The following is a 16,834-nucleotide window of genomic DNA, read 5'->3' on the forward strand; positions in this document are numbered from 1 at the left end:
GACCCTTCGGTCCGAGGGGAGAATCCATGAACCGGAAACGCGCGATCGTCGCCTTTGCCGCCAGCAGTGCGGCAGCGTTGGCACTCAGTGCCTGCCAGGACCAGGCCAATGGCGGGGGCGCCGGCTCGCGCGACCATATCACCGTCGTCGGATCGTCGACTGTCTTCCCCTTCACCACGATCGTCGCCGAGCAGCTCATCAACAAGACGCCGGGGATGAAGTCGCCCGCGATCGAATCGACCGGCACGGGCGGCGGGATGAAGCTGTTCTGCGCTGGCGTCGGGGCGGCGCATCCCGACATCGAGGACGCCTCGCGCCGGATGAAGGCGAGCGAATATCGCACCTGCAAGGACAATGGCGTCGACACTATCATCGAGGTCCAGATCGGGCTCGACGGCGTCGCCTTCGCCGAATCGATGAGCGGCCCCAAGCTGCAGTTGACCGCGGTCGACCTGTACAAGGCGCTCGCCGCCACGCCGATGGGCCAGCCCAACACCGCCAAGACGTGGAAGGACGTCAATCCGGCGCTGCCCGCGATCCCGATTCAGGTCTATGGTCCGCCCTCGACCAGCGGCACGCGCGATGCGCTCGCCGAGTTGATCCTCGCCAAGGGCTGCGACGCGATCAACCCAGCGCTCGCCGACAAGAAGGAAAGCGATGCCGCCGGCTATGCCAAGGGCTGCACCGCGATCCGCGAGGACGGCGCCTATGTCGATGCCGGCGAGAACGACAATCTGATCGTCCAGAAGCTCCAGTCGAACCCCAATGCGATCGGCATCTTCGGCTATTCGTATCTCGAGCAGAACAAGGACAAGTTGAACGGCGTGCCGATCAACGGCGTCGAGCCGACCTATGAGACGATCGCGCGCGGCGCCTATCCCGGGTCGCGCCCGCTCTACCTCTACGTCAAGAAGGCGCATCTCACCGCGATCAAGGGGCTGCGCGAATTTCTCGCAGTCTATGCGCAGTCGTGGGATCCCAAGGGGCCGCTCGTCGCCAAGGGGCTGATCGCCGCGCCCGACGACGTGCGCAAGCGCAGCGCAGCCATCATCAAGGCCGAAGCGTCGCTGGATCCGTCCAAGCTGCTCTGACCGCCTTTCCCACACCTCGAACACGAAATCGAACCACCCGCTTTGTCGATCCTTACTCTTTCCCTCGTCATTGCCGGGCTCGGCCTGATCGGCTGGCTGACGGCGCGGATGCGTGCCGTCGGCTTCCGCCGCGGCAGTACCGCGCGGTTCAGCTCGCTGCCGTCGCATTTCGGTGGCTATGTCGCCTTGTGGACGGTGTTGCCCGCCGCTCTCTTCCTGTGCGTCTGGGCGTCGACTTCGCCAGCGCTGGTGACCGACCGCGTGCTGCGCGATCCCGCCGCCGCGCAATTGCCGCCGCCGGGGTTCGACCGTGCGGCGATCCTGTCCGAAGCGCGCAGCCTTGCCGCTGGCAACAGCTTCGGCGCGTTCAACCCACTGTCGCAGAAGCTCGCGCCCGCTTATGCTGCGGCGCAGAGCCGCAACGACTGGATCGGCTCGGCGGTCGCGTTGCTGCTCGCCTTTGCGACCGGCGGGTTCGCTTATACCCGCGTCCGCCCCGATTTCCGCGCGCGCAGCAAGATCGAACGCGTCGTGATGGCGTGCCTGCTCGCTGCCTCGCTGATCGCGATCGTCACGACGATGGGGATCGTCGCGTCGCTGCTGTTCGAATCGTGGCGCTTTTTCAGCGTCGTGCCGATCACCGACTTCCTGTTCGGGACGCATTGGAGCCCGCAAGTCATCGACCCGGCAGACCCGGGCAAGACACTCGGCGCAGTGCCGTTGTTCTGGGGCACCTTCTTCATCGGCGCGGTGATCGCGATGCTCGTCGCGATCCCGTTTGGGCTGATGAGCGCGGTGTACCTCACGCAATATGCGACGCCGCGCGCGCGGCGCTGGATGAAGCCGATCCTCGAGGTGCTCGCGGGCGTGCCGACCGTGGTCTACGGCTATTTCGCCGCGCTGACGGTGGCGCCGGCGGTGCGCGATGTCGCGGTGTCGCTCGGCATTACCTGGGCGAGCTCGGAAAGCGCGCTCGCCGCGGGGCTGGTGATGGGGGTGATGATCATCCCGTTCGTGTCCTCGATGGCAGACGATTCGCTGGCGGCGGTGCCGGGCGCGATGCGCGACGGGAGCCTGGCGATGGGCGCGACCTCGTCCGAGACGATCAGCCGCGTATTGCTTCCCGCGGCGCTTCCCGGTGTCGTCGGTGGCGTCTTGCTCGCGGTCAGCCGCGCGATCGGGGAGACGATGATCGTGGTGATGGCGGCGAGCGGCGTCGCGACGCTCACGCTCAACCCGTTCGCCAGCGCGACCACCGTGACCAAGCAGATCGTCGACCTGCTCACCGGCGAAGCCGAGTTCGACAGCCCGAAGACGCTCGCCGCCTTCGCGCTCGGGCTCACGCTGTTCGTCATCACCCTGCTCCTCAACATCGTCGCGCTGACGGTCGTGAAACGGTATCGCGAAGCTTATGAGTGACGCCCCAATCCTCAGCGGGCTCGTCCCCGGTGTCGCGACCACCGCGACCGGCCCGGCCGAGCGCGCGCCGACCGACTGGCGGACGCAGTCGATGCAGCGCCGCATCCGCAAGCGTTATGCCGCCGAGCGACGCTTCCGCTGGCTCGGGCTCGGCGCGGTCGTGCTTTCCGCCGGCTTCCTCGCGGTGCTGCTTGTGACGATGGTGTATAACGGCGCCAGCGGATTCCTGCAGACGCAGATCGCGCTGCCGGTCGATTTCGCGCATTCGGGGCTGTTGCTGACGCCGGCCGACCTGCGCGGACCCGGCGCCGATCTCGCGCTGTCGACCGCCAATATCGAAGGCTTGACCGATTCGTCGGCCAAGGCCGCGTTCGGGACCGACGGCGATCGCTGGGTGTCCGACGGCGGCTGGCTGCGCGTGCGCCAAGCGTTGAAGCGCGACCCCGCTCTTCTCGGCGCGCGCGCGACGATCTGGGTGCCCGCCGCCGATGCGATCGACGTCGCCGCCAAGCGCCAGGGCGATCCGGCCTCCGAGGCGATCGTCGCGAAGCTCAAGGCGCGGCATGCGATCTCGACCGGCTTCAACCTCCCCTTCCTCACCGCATCGGACTCGAACGATCCGACGCGCGCGGGGATCTGGGGCGCGTTCAAGGGCTCGCTGTTCACGATGCTGGTCACGCTGCTGATCGCCTTCCCGGTCGGGGTGCTGTCGGCGCTCTATCTCGAGGAATATGCGCCGCGGAACCGCTGGACCGATCTGATCGAGGTCTCGATCAACAATCTCGCCGCGGTGCCCTCGATCATTTTCGGCTTGCTCGGGCTGGCCGTGTTCCTCGGCACCTTCGGCCTGCCGCGCTCGGCGTCGATCGTCGGTGGTCTAACGCTCGCGCTGATGACGATGCCGGTGATCGTGATCTCGGGCCGCAATGCGATCAAGGGCGTCCCGCCGTCGATCCGCGATGCCGCGCTCGGCGTCGGGGCGAGCCCGATCCAGGTCGTCTTCCACCACGTCCTGCCGCTCGCGCTACCCGGCATCCTCACCGGCACGATCATCGGCATGGCGCGCGCGCTCGGCGAGACTGCGCCGCTGCTGATGATCGGGATGCGCGCGTTCATCGCCTCGCCGCCCGCGCGGCTGACCGATCCGGCGACCGTGCTGCCGGTGCAGATCTTCCTATGGTCCGATCAGATCGATCGCGGCTTTGTCGAAAAGACCAGCGCGGCGATCATCGTCCTGCTCGTCTTCCTGCTCGCGATGAACGGCTTCGCGATCTACCTCCGTAACAAATTCGAGACCCGCTGGTGAGCATTCCCAACCAACACAAGATTTCGGCGCAGCATGTGAACGTCTGGTACGGCGCCAAGAAAGCGATCGACGACGTGTCGCTCGATTTCGGTTCGGACCACGTCACCTCGCTGATCGGCCCGTCGGGCTGCGGCAAATCGACCTTCCTGCGCACGCTCAACCGCATGAACGACACAATTCCTGCGGCCAAGGTCGAGGGCGACATCACGCTCGACGGTGAGGACATCTACGCCCCCGAAATGGACGTCGTGCAGCTCCGCGCGCGCGTCGGCATGGTGTTCCAGAAGCCCAACCCCTTCCCCAAGTCGATCTTCGAGAACGTCGCCTACGGCCCGCGCATCCACGGCCTTGCCGGCAACAAGACCCAGCTCGGCGAGATCGTCGAACGCTCGTTGCGCCGCGCCGGGCTGTGGGACGAGGTCAAGGACCGCCTCACCGACAGCGGCACCGCGCTGTCGGGCGGCCAGCAGCAACGGCTGTGCATCGCGCGCGCGATCGCGGTCGACCCCGAGGTGATCCTGATGGACGAGCCGTGCTCGGCGCTCGACCCGATCGCGACCGCCAAGATCGAGGAGCTGATTCACGAGTTGAAGGGCCGCTACGCGATCGTGATCGTCACGCACAACATGCAGCAGGCCGCGCGCGTGTCGCAGCGCACCGCCTTCTTCCACCTGGGCACGCTGATCGAATATGGCGCGACCTCGGACATCTTCACCAATCCTCGGCAGGAACGCACCAAGGATTACATCACCGGCCGCTACGGGTGAACAGGACATGCCATTGAACGACCATACAGTTAAGGCGTTCGACGCCGATATCGGCCAGCTGCGCGGCCTCATCGCGCAGATGGGCGGAATGGCCGAACACGCGATTGCCGGCGCGATGGAAGCGCTGCGCCGCCACGACCTCGAAGGCGCGCAGCTCATCATCGCGGGCGACAAGAAGCTCGACGCGCTCGAGCTCGAGGTCGAGCAGCTCGCAGTCCGCATCATCGCGCTGCGCGCGCCGCTCGCCGACGATCTGCGCGAAGTCGTCGCCGCGCTGAAGATCGCCGGGGTGATCGAACGGATTGGCGACTATGCCAAGAACATCGCCAAGCGCGTCCCCTCGATCGACAGCCATGGCGAGATCGAACCGCTCTCGGTGCTCCCCGCCATGTCGGCGCTCGCGGTGCGGATGGTGCACGACGCGCTCGACGCCTTCGCCGCGCGCGACGCCGATGCCGCGGTCGAAGTGTGCCAGCGCGACCGCGAGGTCGACGATTTCTACAACAGCCTGTTCCGCGTGCTCGTAACCCACATGATGGAGAACCCGCGGACGATCGGCCAGGTCACGCAATTGCTCTTCATCGCCAAGAATCTCGAACGCGTGGGCGACCACGCAACGAACATCGCCGAGATGATCTACTATGCCGCAACCGGTACGCACATGGTCGAACGTGACCGCGGCACCCTTCTCAGCCTGACGGAGTAAACGATATGGCCCGCGCGAAAATGCTGCTGGTTGAAGACGACGCCGCGCTCGCCGAGCTGCTGATCTGGCACTTCAAGCGCGAGGATTTCGAGATCGCGCAGACGCCCGACGGCGAGGAGGCGCTGCTGCTGGCCAAGGAGAATACCCCCGACATCGTGCTGCTCGATTGGATGGTCGAGGGCCTGTCGGGGATCGAAGTGTGCCGCCGCCTGCGCCGCATGCCCGAGACCGCCAACGTCCCGATCATCATGCTGACCGCGCGCGGCGAGGAAGAGGATCGTGTCCGCGGGCTCGAGACCGGCGCCGACGATTATGTCACCAAGCCGTTCTCGCCACGTGAGCTCGTCGCGCGCGTCGGCGCGGTGCTGCGGCGGGTGCGCCCGGCGTTGGCGGGCGAGCAGCTGACCTATTCGGACATCGAGATGGATACCGTCGGCCACAAGGTGCGGCGTTCGGGCGAGGTCATCCCGCTCGGGCCGACCGAGTTCCGCCTGCTGAAACACTTCCTCGAACATCCCGGCTGGGTGTTCTCGCGCGAGCGACTGCTCGATGCGGTATGGGGCCATGACAGCGACATCGAGAGCCGCACGGTCGACGTGCACATCCGGCGGCTGCGCAAGGCGATCAACTGCGGCGACCGCCCCGATATCATCCGCACGGTGCGTTCGGCGGGCTATGCACTCGATTCGGGTGCGTAAAGAATATTGGGACCCATGCGGCACAATACGCGTTTGACCCGACGAGCAGCACACAATGCTGCCCGTTCGCAGGAGACTGTTTATGAAAATCATGATGTTTGCGGCGCTCGCCGCTGCCGTCGCAATGCCCGCGCTGGCGCAGACCACGCCAGCACCGGCGACCCCCGACGCGATGAGCCAGCCGGCCCCGGCGCAAACCATGCCCGCGCAGCCCGCCCCGGCAGCAGACCCCGCAATGGCACAGCCCGCCGCCCCCGCCGCTGATCCGGCAATGGCGCAGCCGGCCACGACGCCTGCCGCCAATGCATCGATGGCGACGCCGTCGGCACCGATGGCAGCGACCGGCGACTACCCGCCCTGCTCGCGCACGCTGAAGGATGGCTGCACCGAGCGGTCGAACGCTGCCGGCGCGCGGATGCACTCGGGCAAGCGCATGCACAAGCGCTGAGGTAGCGCCGGATTTTTCCGGCCGCAGCCTTCAAGACTTGCCGTTACGGCCGGCGTGCAGAAGCCCTGCACGCCGGCTTTTTCGTATCGGGAGTATGCCGATCGCGGCTTGCACGCCGCGCGCAATTGCCTAGGACGCGCCTCAAACCACCTAGAGGAGTCCATCCATGTCCATCCGTTTCGATGATAAGGTCGCCATCGTCACCGGCGCCGGCGGCGGTCTCGGTCGCGCCTATGCGCTCGAACTCGCCAAGCGCGGCGCGAAGGTCGTGGTCAACGATCTCGGCGGCTCGCGCGATGGCACCGGCCATAGCGACGCGGCGCTGAAGGTCGTCGAGGAAATCAAGGCGGCCGGCGGCGAGGCGATCTCGAACGGCGGCAGCGTCACCGAATATGAGCAGATGGTCGAGATGGTCGCCAAGGCCAAGGAGACTTGGGGCGGCGTTCATATCCTCATCAACAACGCCGGCGTGCTGCGCGACAAGAGCTTCGCCAAGATGGAGCCGGCCGATTTCAAGTTCGTGATCGACGTCCACCTCAACGGCTCGGCCAACGTCACCAAGGCGGTGTGGGAAACGATGCGCGCGCAGAATTACGGCCGCATCCTGATGACCGCATCGTCGACCGGCCTCTACGGCAATTTCGGCCAGGCGAATTACGGCGCGGCCAAGCTCGGCCTTGCCGGGCTCACCAAGACGCTCGCGATCGAGGGCGCCAAGAACAACATCAAGGTCAACACGATCGCGCCGACCGCGGGCACGCGGATGACCGAGGACCTCTTCCCGGCCGAGGCGTTTGCCGCCTTCGCCCCCGAGAAGGTCGCGCCGGCCGCGCTCTATCTCGTGTCGGAGGAATCGCCGACCAACATGATCATCGGCGCGGGCGCCGGGGTGTTCCAGGCAGCCTATGTCACGCTGACGCAGGGCAAGCTGCTGAGCGGCGACGATCTGTCGCCCGAGGGCATCGCCGCGCACTGGGCCGAGATCACCGACCGTGCTGGCGAGATGACCCCGCAGAACGGTGCCGAACAGTCGATGAGCATCCTCAAGAAGCTCCAGGGCGGCTAACCTCGCGCGTCGCCCCGGCCTGTGTCGGGGCGACGATAGTTGCTGTGTTGCTACACTGATACACGCGTGATACGCTCCCCATCGACAGGGAGACGATCATGTACAGCGAAAGCGATATCGACGGGGCGGTGACGGCAGGCGCGATTTCGCGCGAGGCGGCGGCCGCGCTGCGCAATCATATCGCCGCGCGCAACGCAGCCCCCGCGGTCGATGAAGAGAGCTTTCGGCTGCTGTCGGGCTTCAACGATATTTTCGTCTCGATCGCGATCGTGCTGGTGCTCCTCGCGGTCGGCTGGATCGGCGAATCGATCACCCCCCCGCTTGCCGGCGCGCTGGTCGCGGTCGCGGCCTGGGGGCTCGCCGAATATTTCACGCGCATTCGGCGGATGGCGCTGCCGAGCATCCTGCTGCTGCTCGCCTTTGTCGGCGGCGTCGGCGCGACGCCGGTCGGCGTGCTCGTCGCGCTGCACGCCGATTCGAGCGACCAGGCCGGCGCGGCGATCGGCGCTGGCATTGGCCTGCTGATGGCGGGCGCCGCGTGGCTGCACTGGCGTCGCTTCATGGTGCCGATCACCGTCGCCGCCGGCGCATCGGCCTTGGTCGGCGTCGTCGTCGCGCTGGTGATCGCCGCGATCCCGTTGGTGAAGGAAGCGGTCTATCCACTCGTCTTCATTTGCGGGCTCGGCATGTTCGCGCTCGCAATTACGTGGGATCTGTCGGACCGCGAGCGGCGCACGCGGCGTGCCGACGTCGCCTTCTGGCTCCACCTCGCCGCAGCACCGATGATCGCCCATCCCGTCTTTCACATGCTCGGCGTGTTCGGCGGGGCAATCGCGATCGGCACCGCGCTGATCGTGCTCGCGCTTTACCTCGCCTTCGCCTTCGTCGCGCTCGCGGTCGACCGGCGCGCGCTGCTCGTCTCGAGCCTCGCCTATGTCCTCTATGCGCTGTACGCGCTGTTCCAGACGGCGGGCGCGGTCGAACTGGCGTGGGCGTTCACCGCACTGGCGATCGGCTCGGCCTTGCTGACGCTCTCCGCCTTCTGGCCCGCGATGCGGCGGATCGTGGTCGGCCTGCTCGGCGGTCTTGGCGAGCGCCTGCCCCCGGTCGCGACGCTGGTCGCCGCCTAGCGGCCGACTCGCCCGGCGGCGTGCGTCGTGTGCCTTGTTGCAAACCGGAATCTCGCGTATTCCTTTGAACGCAGGCGGATATTTGCGCCGTTTGCGCCGTTCAACGCAACGAAAGAGGCACCGGGTGACCTCGATTCTGATCGTCGACCGCCATTCCAGCGTGCGCACTTCGCTCCAAGCGGCGTTCGAGCGCGACGGCGGCGCCTGCGCGACGCTCGATCCATCCGTGGCGCACGACGCCGTATCGATCGCCGCACTCGACCGTGACGGAGTCCTGGTTCGAATCGATGACGATGCGCTGCCGCGCGGGTGGGAGGTGGCGCGCCAGGCCCGCGCTGCCAACCCGGCGGTCGCGATCGGCTATCTGTCGACGCGGGGGACCAGCGACTGGGCAGCCTCAGGTGTCCCACACAGCGTTATCTTCGCGCCGACGTCCGATCCGATCGAGATCACGGCGGCCTTCCTCGCTTTGTGCCGCCCGGCAAGCATCCAGAAAGCGATGGGCGAGCCGCATGGCGAACGTCCGTCAGGCACAGCGCGCGCGCGGCTCGGCCCGCTGGGAAACGACCTGATTCACGGATCACGCCGCAATGCGATGGGGATGATGGCGACGACGATCGCCAACGAACTCACCCAGCCGCTGACGACGATCGGCAATTACCTGGCCGTCGCGCGTGCCGTCGTCGAAAGCCGGGGGGATTCCGCGCTGGTGCTCGAGTCGCTGCAGGCAGCGATCGAGGCAAGCCGCACGGCGGGCCACATCATCCGCACCCTGCAATCGCTGACGACCCGCCCCGAAGCACGGCTGGAACAGGTCGCGCTCACCGACACGCTGCGCGACGCCGCCGATATCGTCACGCTGGGGCGACCCGACGCGCGGATCACGCTCGACCTTCCGCACTCGCTTATCGTGCTCGGCGATCGGATCCTGCTCCAGCAGACGCTGCTCAACCTTTTGCAGAATGCCGTCGAGGCCGCCGCCGGCACGCCGGTCGACATCCTCGTCACCGCGTCCGACAAGGGGCAAGTCGTCGAGGTCTGCGTGGCGGATTCGGGTCCCGGGGTCGACCGGATGCTGCTCCCCAATGTCTTCGAGCCGTTCGTCACGACCAAGGCCGACAGTCTGGGAATCGGCCTGTCGATCTGCAAGGCGATTATCGAAGCGCAAGGCGGGGTGATCACGCTGCGCAACCGCGCCACCTGCGGCGCGATCGCGTGCTTTACCGTGCCGGGTATCGCCTAAGCGCTCAGTCGACCACCTTCATCAGGCGCCGCTCGACCGGGGCAAGGACCGGGCCGAGTTCGGGGCCGCGCTTGAGGACCATGCCATGTTCGCCGATCAGCGCCCACATCCCCTGCTTGTGGCGCAACGCGGGACGCTTCTCGATCCGGAATTCGGGGCGTTCGGCGGCGCGGCGGAAAGCGGCGAAGACCGCGGCTTCATAGCCGAGATCGATCGCGTAATCACGCCACAGGCCGGCTGCGACCATCCGCCCATAGAGATCGAGGATGCGGTTGAGTTCAAGCCGTTCGAAGCCGATCTGCAGCGGCGTACCGCGTGGCGCCGGAAAGGGTGTTATCGTCCCCATCAAGCCCGATCGCGCAGGTCGTGATTTTCCACCAGCAAGGCGTCGAGCCGCTTGCGCATCGTCTCGAGCTCGCAGCGCAGCAACTCAACCTTCTGTGTGGCAGGATCGAACATCTCGCTGCACGGCGTGCCGTATGCGAGGAACTCGACGGGCTTCTGCCCGCCTTCGACCATCGTCGCGCGCGCCGGGATGCCGACCATGACCGCGCCCTCGACCACGTCACGCGTCACGACGGCGTTCGCGCCAACGCGCGAGCCCTTGTTGAGCGTGATCGGGCCGAGTACCTGAGCGCCAGACCCGATGATGACATTGTCGCACAAGGTCGGGTGGCGCTTGCCGGCAATGCCATTGTCCGGGCTCGTGCCGCCGAGCGTGACGCATTGATAGATCGTGACGTTGTCGCCGATCTCGGCCGTCTCGCCGATCACGACAAAGCCATGATCGATGAAGAAATTGCGGCCGATCGTCGCACCGGGGTGGATGTCGATCGCGGTCATCAAGCGCGAGAAATGGTTCACCGCGCGCGCGAGAAAGAACAGACGCGCCTTGAACAGGCGGTGCGCGATACGGTGATAACCAAGCGCCCACACGCCAGGATAGGTCAGAATCTCGAGCCGCGAACGCGGGGCGGGATCACGAGCCTTGATCGAATCGAGATAGGCGATCAATCGTCCCATCATTGCGGTTTCCCCTTCATCTGCGCGATATCTAGTCCTTCGGTCGGTCGAATTAAAGGCGCGTCCGGTCGCTAACTTTATCGAACAAAACCCCATCTTTCTTGTGGGATTTCAAAAAAGGCGCGATCTGCTTAGCATGCCAGAGGTTTCGACCATCGATTTCCCCGCGATTTTCGCGGCGATGCTGCCCTTCATCCTGATCGGCTTTGCCGCGCAGGTTGTCGATGGTGCGCTCGGCATGGCGTTCGGGGTGATCAACAATACGCTGCTCGTCGTGCTGCTCGGGATGCCACCGGCGCTCGCTTCGGCAAGCGTCCACGCGGTCGAGACCTTCACCACTGCCGCCTCGGGTGTGAGCCATATCGTGCATCGCAACGTCGACTGGCGGCTGTTCCGGCGGCTGGTGATCCCGGGGATGATCGGTGGTGCGCTGGGTGCCTATGTGCTGAGCAACATCGACGGCGCGGTCGCTAGGCCGTTCGTAATGGCGTATCTTTCGCTGATGGGGCTCTATTTGCTCTACCGTGCCTATCGCGGACCGGTGACGCCCAGGCAGCCCAAGATCATCGAGCCGCTCGGTCTCGTCGGTGGCTTCCTCGATGCCGCGGGCGGCGGCGGCTGGGGCCCGGTGGTGACGTCGAACCTGCTCGTCCAGGGCGCTGCGCCGCGCACCACGATCGGCACGGTCAATACGTCCGAATTCTTCCTCACCGCGACGATCTCGGCCACGTTCATCGCGACGCTCGGGCTCAAGGCGTTCACCTTGCAGACGCTCGGGATCCTGATCGGCGGGCTGATCGCCGCGCCGATCGGCGCGGTCGTCGCCAAGCGCGTCCCGGCGCGCAAGCTGATGGCGATGGTCGGGATCCTGCTGACGGTGACGAGCGCCTATTCGATATGGTCGGCGCTCGCCACCTGAACGTCAGTTGATCGCCGAATGCACCGTGGCAACGGCCTTCATCACCGCGCCGATCCGCACCGCGGTCTGGATCGCCTCAGCGGTGGCACCGGCCTTCTTGAGGATCTGCTCATGGCTGTCGATGCACATGCCGCAGCCGTTGATGGCCGAGACCGCCAGGCTGAACAGCTCAAAATCGACCTTTTCGATTCCCGGCTGGCCGATCACGTTCATGCGCAGCTTGGCGGGCATCGTCTGATACTCGGCGTTCCCGGCGAGATGCGTGAAGCGGTAATAGACGTTGTTCATCGCCATCACCGCAGCGGCGGCGCGCGCGGCGTTGGCAGCCTCGGGCGAGAGCTTGGAGGCGACTTCGGCCTCGGTCACGTCGACCAGCGGTTTATAGCCGGTGGCGTGCGCGCAGCACAGGAACAGGCCGAACTTCTGCTGGTCGGGCAGATGCGCCTCGTTGAGCAGCGAGCCGACGTTGAGGCGGATGTCCTTGGCGAAATCCGGGAGCGTCCCGGCGAAATCCTTGAGCGACATTGATGTTTCCCTATCCACAAACACGTCACCCCAGCGCAGGCTGGGGTCTCTCGAGGGCGAGCGTCACGCCCGCCCCATAAAGACCCCAGCCTACGCTGGGGTGACGATGATGGCGGGCACGACCGTCAGGCCGCGCCCGCGCGTCCAATTTTACGCGGCGATCTGGAGGACGTCGTCGCCCTTGTTCCAGTTGCACGGGCACAGCTCGTCGGTCTGCAGCGCGTCGAGCACGCGCAGCGTCTCGGCGGGGTTGCGGCCGACGTTGAGGCCGTTGACCTGGACTGCCTGGATCACGTTGTCGGGATCGATGATGAAGGTCGCACGGAACGCGACATGCTCGTCCTTGTCGAGAATGCCGAGCTGCGCGGCGAGCACGCCACCGTTATCGGCCAGCCACGGGAAGTCGGCAGCCGCCAGATCGGGATCCGACTTGCGCCAGGCGAGGTGGACGTGCGCGGTGTCGGTCGATGCGCCGATCAGCACGGCGTCGCGATCCTCGAAGTCACCCTTGAGGCCGGCATAGCCGACGATCTCGGTCGGGCAGACGAAGGTGAAATCCTTCGGCCAGTAGAACAGCACCTTCCACTTGCCCGGGAACGCGTCCTGGCTGAGCGTCTCACCGGCGGGGAGCGCAGATACGCCCTGCTGGACGGGAACGGTAAAGTCGGGGAGCTTGTCGCCGATGGTCAACATGTTGTGGGCCTCCTGGAAAAATTGGGGCCTCGTCGGACATCCTCATGCGCGGCGCTGAACGCCGTCTCGTTGCAGGGCCCATATAGGGACTGTTCTTATCGATCCAATGGGTTATTTGTCGCCGTGTGATCGATTGGAGCGATAAATGGCGACGTACCTGCCGACCTTGAAGCAATTGCAGTATCTCGCGGCGCTACAGGACCACGGCCATTTCGGCCGCGCGGCCGAGGCGTGTTTCGTGACGCAATCGACACTATCGGCGGGAATCCGCGAGCTCGAGACGCTGATCGGCGTGACGCTGGTCGAGCGTACGCGGCGCGTCGTGCGCTTCACCCCGCTCGGCGACCGGATCGCCGACAAGGCGCGGCGCGTGCTGCGCGAGGCGGAGGAACTGGGCGACATGGCGCGCGCCGCCGGGCGCCCGCTGTCGGGCGAGATGCGGATGAGCGTCATCCCGACGATCGCGCCGTTCATGCTGCCGCGCATCCTGCCGCGGCTGCGGCGCGATTATCCCGACCTCAAGCTGTTCCTGCGCGAGGAGCCGAGCGGGCCGGCGTGCGAGGGGCTCCATCACGGGCGCGCCGATTGCGTGCTGCTCGCTTTGCCCTTCGCGTGCGGCGAAGTCTCATCACAGACTCTGTTCGAAGATCGGTTGTTCGTCGCGGGCCAGCCGGGCGAAATGGGCAATATCGACCGGGCGATGCCGCCCTCCGAGATCGACGAGACTCGGCTGCTCCTGCTCGAGGACGGGCATTGCCTCAAGGACCATGCGCTGTCGGCGTGCGCGCGTCCCGAGTTGCGCGCCGAGGCGACGATGCTCGGGACGTCGCTCCACACGATCGTGCAGATGATCGACAACGGCCTTGGGCTCACCATGCTGCCCGAAATGGCGCTCAAGGCGGGCATTCTTGATCATACCAGCCTGGTCGCGCGCCCGCTCGACGCGGCCAATCCGTCGCGCAAGATCGCGCTCGTCTGGCGACGCGGATCTCCGCGCGAAAAGGACTTCAAGCTGCTTGCCACTGCACTCGCCGAAGCGGTGTGACGAAACCATTTCGGCTCTGAACCGTATTTGTGACACGCCGTTCATCGAGCGCGCGTCCCAATCGAGTGGAGAATCGCGATGACCTTCAAGACCAACCTGTATCTCTCGGCGATGGCCGGTGCCATGATCATCGGTGCCGCAGCGACCGCGCAAACCGCGCCCGCCCCCGCCGCTGGCGCGACCCCGATGGCCGGCGCGCCGATGGCGGCAGCCCCCGCAGCCGGCGCCAACCCGACCGTCGGCGGCGCCGTGATGGACGCGACCAAGCCGATTGCCGTCAACGCCTCGGCCGCACCGAACCTCAGCACGCTCGTGACTGCCGTGAAGGCCGCTGGTCTCGCCACCACGCTTGCGGGCCCAGGTCCGTTCACCGTGTTCGCGCCGACCAACGACGCCTTCACGCGTCTCGCCCCCGGCACGGTCGACACGCTGATGAAGCCGGAAAACAAGGCGACGCTCGCCAAGGTGCTGACGTACCATGTCGTGCCGGGCACGCTGACGCTGGCTGATCTTCAGGCGAAGGTGACCGCGGGCGGCGGCAAGGCCTCGCTCGTCACGGTCGAGGGCGATCCCCTCGTCGTCGAAACGGTCGGCAGCGCGGTGCAGCTGACCGACGTCAACGGCAACAAGAGCTATATCGAGACCGCCGACGTCAAGCAGTCGAACGGCGTCGTTCACGTCGTCAACGGCGTTGTGCTTCCCAAGCTCAACTAACGCTCTCGCGGGCGGTACTCCGGTGCCGCCCGCGTTTGCTTCAATCCATGTATTTCAGCCCGGCGCGGAGATAATCCCAGCCGGTGATGGCGGTCAGCGCGGCGGCCACCCACAGCAGGGCCAGCCCGATCTGCCCAACGACCGGATAGGCCGGCACCGCGCCTCCGAGGATCAATCCGCCGAGCGCGACGAGCTGGATCGTCGTCTTCCACTTCGCAAGTTTCGACACCGGGACCGAGACTTGCAATTGCGCGAGGAACTCGCGCAATCCCGACACTGCAATCTCGCGCAGCAGGATGACGAGCGCCGCGATTTGGTGCACGCCCTGGATCATCGCGGGATTGCCGTCGCGTGTACCCACCAGCAACAGGATCACCGCCGCGACCATGATCTTGTCGGCGATCGGATCGAGGAAAACGCCGAGCTTCGATACCGTCCCCTGCGCGCGCGCGAGATAGCCGTCGAAATAATCGGTGATGCCCATCAGGCAGTACAAAGCGAACCCGGCGGCATAGCCATCCGACCAGCCCGGCCACCACAGGAACCAGGCGAGCAAGGGCACCGCGACGATCCGCGACAGGGTGAGCAGGTTGGGCAAGGTGAGCACGCGTTACGCTCTAACCGTCCGATCGGCTTGGTGAAACCCCATCCGAACCGCGCGCAATCGAGAAGCAGGTTGCTGGCGGCATACCGCCTAGTCTATGGGCAGCCCTTATTCTGCCATTTCGAGGCCGTGAACACACCATGCTCAACGCGCTCGGCTTGCTGAAAGAGCGCCGATTTCTGCCATTGTTCGTCACTCAGTTCCTGGGCGCGTTCAACGACAATCTGTTCAAGACCGTGATGGTGCAATTCGCGATCTACAAGATTTTTGCAGACCCCAAGCTCGAACAGAATTTCACCGCGTTCGCGACCGCGATCGGGATCCTGCCCTTCTTCCTGCTCTCGGCGCTGGCCGGGCAGCTCGCGGATACGCACGACAAGGCCAAGATCATCCGGATCGTCAAGCTGGCCGAGATCGGGATCATGATCGTCGGCGCGGCGGGTCTGATGATCGCGTGGGGCGGCTATACCGTCCCCGGCCTGATCCTGATGCTTGCCGCCGTGCTGTTTCTCGGCGTGCACTCGGCGTTCTTCGGCCCGATCAAATATGCGATCCTGCCGCAGCATCTGCACGAGGACGAAGTGCTCGGCGGGACCGGGCTGGTCGAATCGGCGACGTATATCGCGATCCTGATCGGCACCGTGCTGGGCGGGTTCATGGCGGTGCAGCATGCCGCGATCGTGGTGCTGGTCGTCGCGGTCATCGGCTGGGTCGTCTCGCTCCAGGTTCCGCCCGCCTTGCGCGAAGGCAAGGAGCTGGTGGTCAGCTACAATCCCTTCACCTCATCGTGGCGGCTCATTTCGGGCACGATGCACATCCGCCGGCTGTTCCTTGCAATCTGCGCGATCAGCTTCTTCTGGACGATGGGCGCGGTGCTGATCATCGTCTTCAATCCGCTCGCCAAGAACGTGCTGACCGCCGACAAGCATGTCCTCACGCTCATGATCGCGCTGTTCTCGATCGGCGTGGCGATCGGCTCGGTGCTGATCAATGCGCTGCTGAAAGGGCACACTTCGGCGAAATATGGCCCGGCCTCGGTGCTCGCGATGGGCGGCTTCATCGTCGCCTTCTCGTTTCTGTGCCGCTCTTGGCCCGCGGCACCCGCCGGCACGCTGTACGACGTGATGACCTTCATCGAGACGCCGCGCGCCGCGCTCGTCATCGCCTCGCTGATCGGCATCGCGGTGACCGGCGGGATGTTCGTCGTGCCGCTCTACGCCTTCCTTACGACGACCGTCGCGAAGGACGAGACCGCGCGGACCGTGGCGGCGAACAATGTCGTCAATGCCGGCGCGATGACGATCGGCGCGATCGGCGTGCAGGGGCTCGCGATCGCGGGTGTCTCGCCTGAGAACACCTTGCTCGTCGTGGCGGCAATGTGCCCGATCTCGGCGTGGCTCGCCTATAAGCTCCACCTCGCCTGCGACTGAGCGGCGC

At 65.8% G+C, this 16,834-nt stretch carries 19 protein-coding genes; 14 read left to right on the forward strand and 5 right to left on the reverse strand.

The genetic code is table 11. The features are described 5' to 3' along the window. Nucleotides 1-26: 26 nt before the first annotated feature. From E2E30_RS08105 to E2E30_RS08150, 10 genes are all read left to right on the forward strand, one after another. Nucleotides 27-1,091 carry a substrate-binding domain-containing protein gene (locus tag E2E30_RS08105; protein WP_133188883.1) on the forward strand — a complete coding sequence of 355 codons (1,065 nt, stop codon included), beginning with the start codon at nt 27-29 and terminating at the stop codon, nt 1,089-1,091. A gap of 42 nt (nt 1,092-1,133) precedes the next feature. Then, entirely contained in the window at nt 1,134-2,510 is a 1,377-nt protein-coding gene (pstC, locus tag E2E30_RS08110) for a phosphate ABC transporter permease subunit PstC (protein WP_133188885.1), read from the forward strand. Continuing rightward, nucleotides 2,503-3,816 (forward strand): phosphate ABC transporter permease PstA, encoded by a 1,314-nt coding sequence (gene pstA / locus E2E30_RS08115; protein WP_443018394.1) that lies wholly within the window; start codon nt 2,503-2,505, stop codon nt 3,814-3,816. The genes pstC and pstA overlap by 8 nt, the downstream gene beginning before the upstream one ends. After that, the gene (gene pstB / locus E2E30_RS08120; protein ID WP_133188887.1) at nt 3,813-4,583 is read left to right on the forward strand and encodes a phosphate ABC transporter ATP-binding protein PstB; all 771 of its coding nucleotides are present in this window, start codon (nt 3,813-3,815) and stop codon (nt 4,581-4,583) included. The genes pstA and pstB overlap by 4 nt, the downstream gene beginning before the upstream one ends. A 7-nt stretch (nt 4,584-4,590) precedes the next feature. Continuing rightward, complete coding sequence (phoU, locus tag E2E30_RS08125) at nt 4,591-5,289, forward strand: phosphate signaling complex protein PhoU (RefSeq protein ID WP_133188889.1); 699 nt, start codon at nt 4,591-4,593, stop codon at nt 5,287-5,289. Nucleotides 5,290-5,294: 5 nt separating this feature from the next. Continuing rightward, on the forward strand, nt 5,295-5,987 hold the full coding sequence (phoB, locus tag E2E30_RS08130; RefSeq protein ID WP_133188891.1) for a phosphate regulon transcriptional regulator PhoB: 693 nt from the start codon (nt 5,295-5,297) through the stop codon (nt 5,985-5,987). 82 nt (nt 5,988-6,069) lie between these two features. Then, nucleotides 6,070-6,435 carry a hypothetical protein gene (locus E2E30_RS08135; RefSeq protein WP_133188893.1) on the forward strand — a complete coding sequence of 122 codons (366 nt, stop codon included), beginning with the start codon at nt 6,070-6,072 and terminating at the stop codon, nt 6,433-6,435. Between the two features lie 166 nt (nt 6,436-6,601). Continuing rightward, nucleotides 6,602-7,501, forward strand: a complete 900-nt coding sequence (locus E2E30_RS08140; protein ID WP_133188895.1) for an SDR family NAD(P)-dependent oxidoreductase — start codon at nt 6,602-6,604, stop codon at nt 7,499-7,501. Nucleotides 7,502-7,599: 98 nt separating this feature from the next. Beyond that, nucleotides 7,600-8,631, forward strand: coding sequence for a hypothetical protein (locus E2E30_RS08145; RefSeq protein WP_133188897.1), 1,032 nt, complete (start codon nt 7,600-7,602; stop codon nt 8,629-8,631). 124 nt (nt 8,632-8,755) lie between these two features. Then, nucleotides 8,756-9,874, forward strand: coding sequence for a hybrid sensor histidine kinase/response regulator (locus E2E30_RS08150; RefSeq protein WP_133188899.1), 1,119 nt, complete (start codon nt 8,756-8,758; stop codon nt 9,872-9,874). A gap of 4 nt (nt 9,875-9,878) precedes the next feature. On the opposite strand, the gene E2E30_RS08155 is transcribed toward E2E30_RS08150, so the two are convergent. Both E2E30_RS08155 and epsC read right to left on the reverse strand, forming a co-directional pair. Further along, entirely contained in the window at nt 9,879-10,220 is a 342-nt protein-coding gene (locus E2E30_RS08155; protein ID WP_133188901.1) for a DUF2794 domain-containing protein, read from the reverse strand. Further along, nucleotides 10,220-10,900 (reverse strand): serine O-acetyltransferase EpsC, encoded by a 681-nt coding sequence (gene epsC / locus E2E30_RS08160; protein WP_206365662.1) that lies wholly within the window; start codon nt 10,898-10,900, stop codon nt 10,220-10,222. The genes E2E30_RS08155 and epsC overlap by 1 nt, the downstream gene beginning before the upstream one ends. Before the next feature lie 133 nt (nt 10,901-11,033). On the opposite strand from epsC, the gene E2E30_RS08165 reads away from it, so the two are divergent. Then, nucleotides 11,034-11,816 (forward strand): sulfite exporter TauE/SafE family protein, encoded by a 783-nt coding sequence (locus E2E30_RS08165; protein WP_133188903.1) that lies wholly within the window; start codon nt 11,034-11,036, stop codon nt 11,814-11,816. A 3-nt stretch (nt 11,817-11,819) separates the two neighbouring features. Here the strand turns inward: E2E30_RS08165 and E2E30_RS08170 are convergent, their stop codons facing one another. Then, nucleotides 11,820-12,341 (reverse strand): carboxymuconolactone decarboxylase family protein, encoded by a 522-nt coding sequence (locus E2E30_RS08170; RefSeq protein ID WP_133188905.1) that lies wholly within the window; start codon nt 12,339-12,341, stop codon nt 11,820-11,822. Nucleotides 12,342-12,491: 150 nt separating this feature from the next. Beyond that, nucleotides 12,492-13,034, reverse strand: coding sequence for a peroxiredoxin (locus E2E30_RS08175; protein ID WP_133188907.1), 543 nt, complete (start codon nt 13,032-13,034; stop codon nt 12,492-12,494). Nucleotides 13,035-13,179: 145 nt separating this feature from the next. Here E2E30_RS08175 and E2E30_RS08180 point away from each other — a divergent pair, with 145 nt between their 5' ends. Continuing rightward, nucleotides 13,180-14,079, forward strand: a complete 900-nt coding sequence (locus E2E30_RS08180) for a hydrogen peroxide-inducible genes activator (protein ID WP_133188909.1) — start codon at nt 13,180-13,182, stop codon at nt 14,077-14,079. Between the two features lie 78 nt (nt 14,080-14,157). Then, a complete protein-coding gene (locus E2E30_RS08185) occupies nt 14,158-14,793 on the forward strand; it encodes a fasciclin domain-containing protein (RefSeq protein WP_133188911.1) in 636 nt (211 codons plus the stop codon). A gap of 40 nt (nt 14,794-14,833) precedes the next feature. Here the strand turns inward: E2E30_RS08185 and pgsA are convergent, their stop codons facing one another. Beyond that, nucleotides 14,834-15,400 (reverse strand): CDP-diacylglycerol--glycerol-3-phosphate 3-phosphatidyltransferase, encoded by a 567-nt coding sequence (pgsA, locus tag E2E30_RS08190; RefSeq protein ID WP_133188913.1) that lies wholly within the window; start codon nt 15,398-15,400, stop codon nt 14,834-14,836. 137 nt (nt 15,401-15,537) lie between these two features. On the opposite strand from pgsA, the gene E2E30_RS08195 reads away from it, so the two are divergent. Next, on the forward strand, nt 15,538-16,827 hold the full coding sequence (locus E2E30_RS08195) for an MFS transporter (RefSeq protein WP_133188915.1): 1,290 nt from the start codon (nt 15,538-15,540) through the stop codon (nt 16,825-16,827). The last annotated feature ends 7 nt before the right edge of the window (nt 16,828-16,834 follow it).

Origin of the sequence: Sphingomonas sp. AAP5 (assembly GCF_004354345.1) — a bacterium.
Classification (GTDB): domain Bacteria; phylum Pseudomonadota; class Alphaproteobacteria; order Sphingomonadales; family Sphingomonadaceae; genus Sphingomonas; species Sphingomonas glacialis.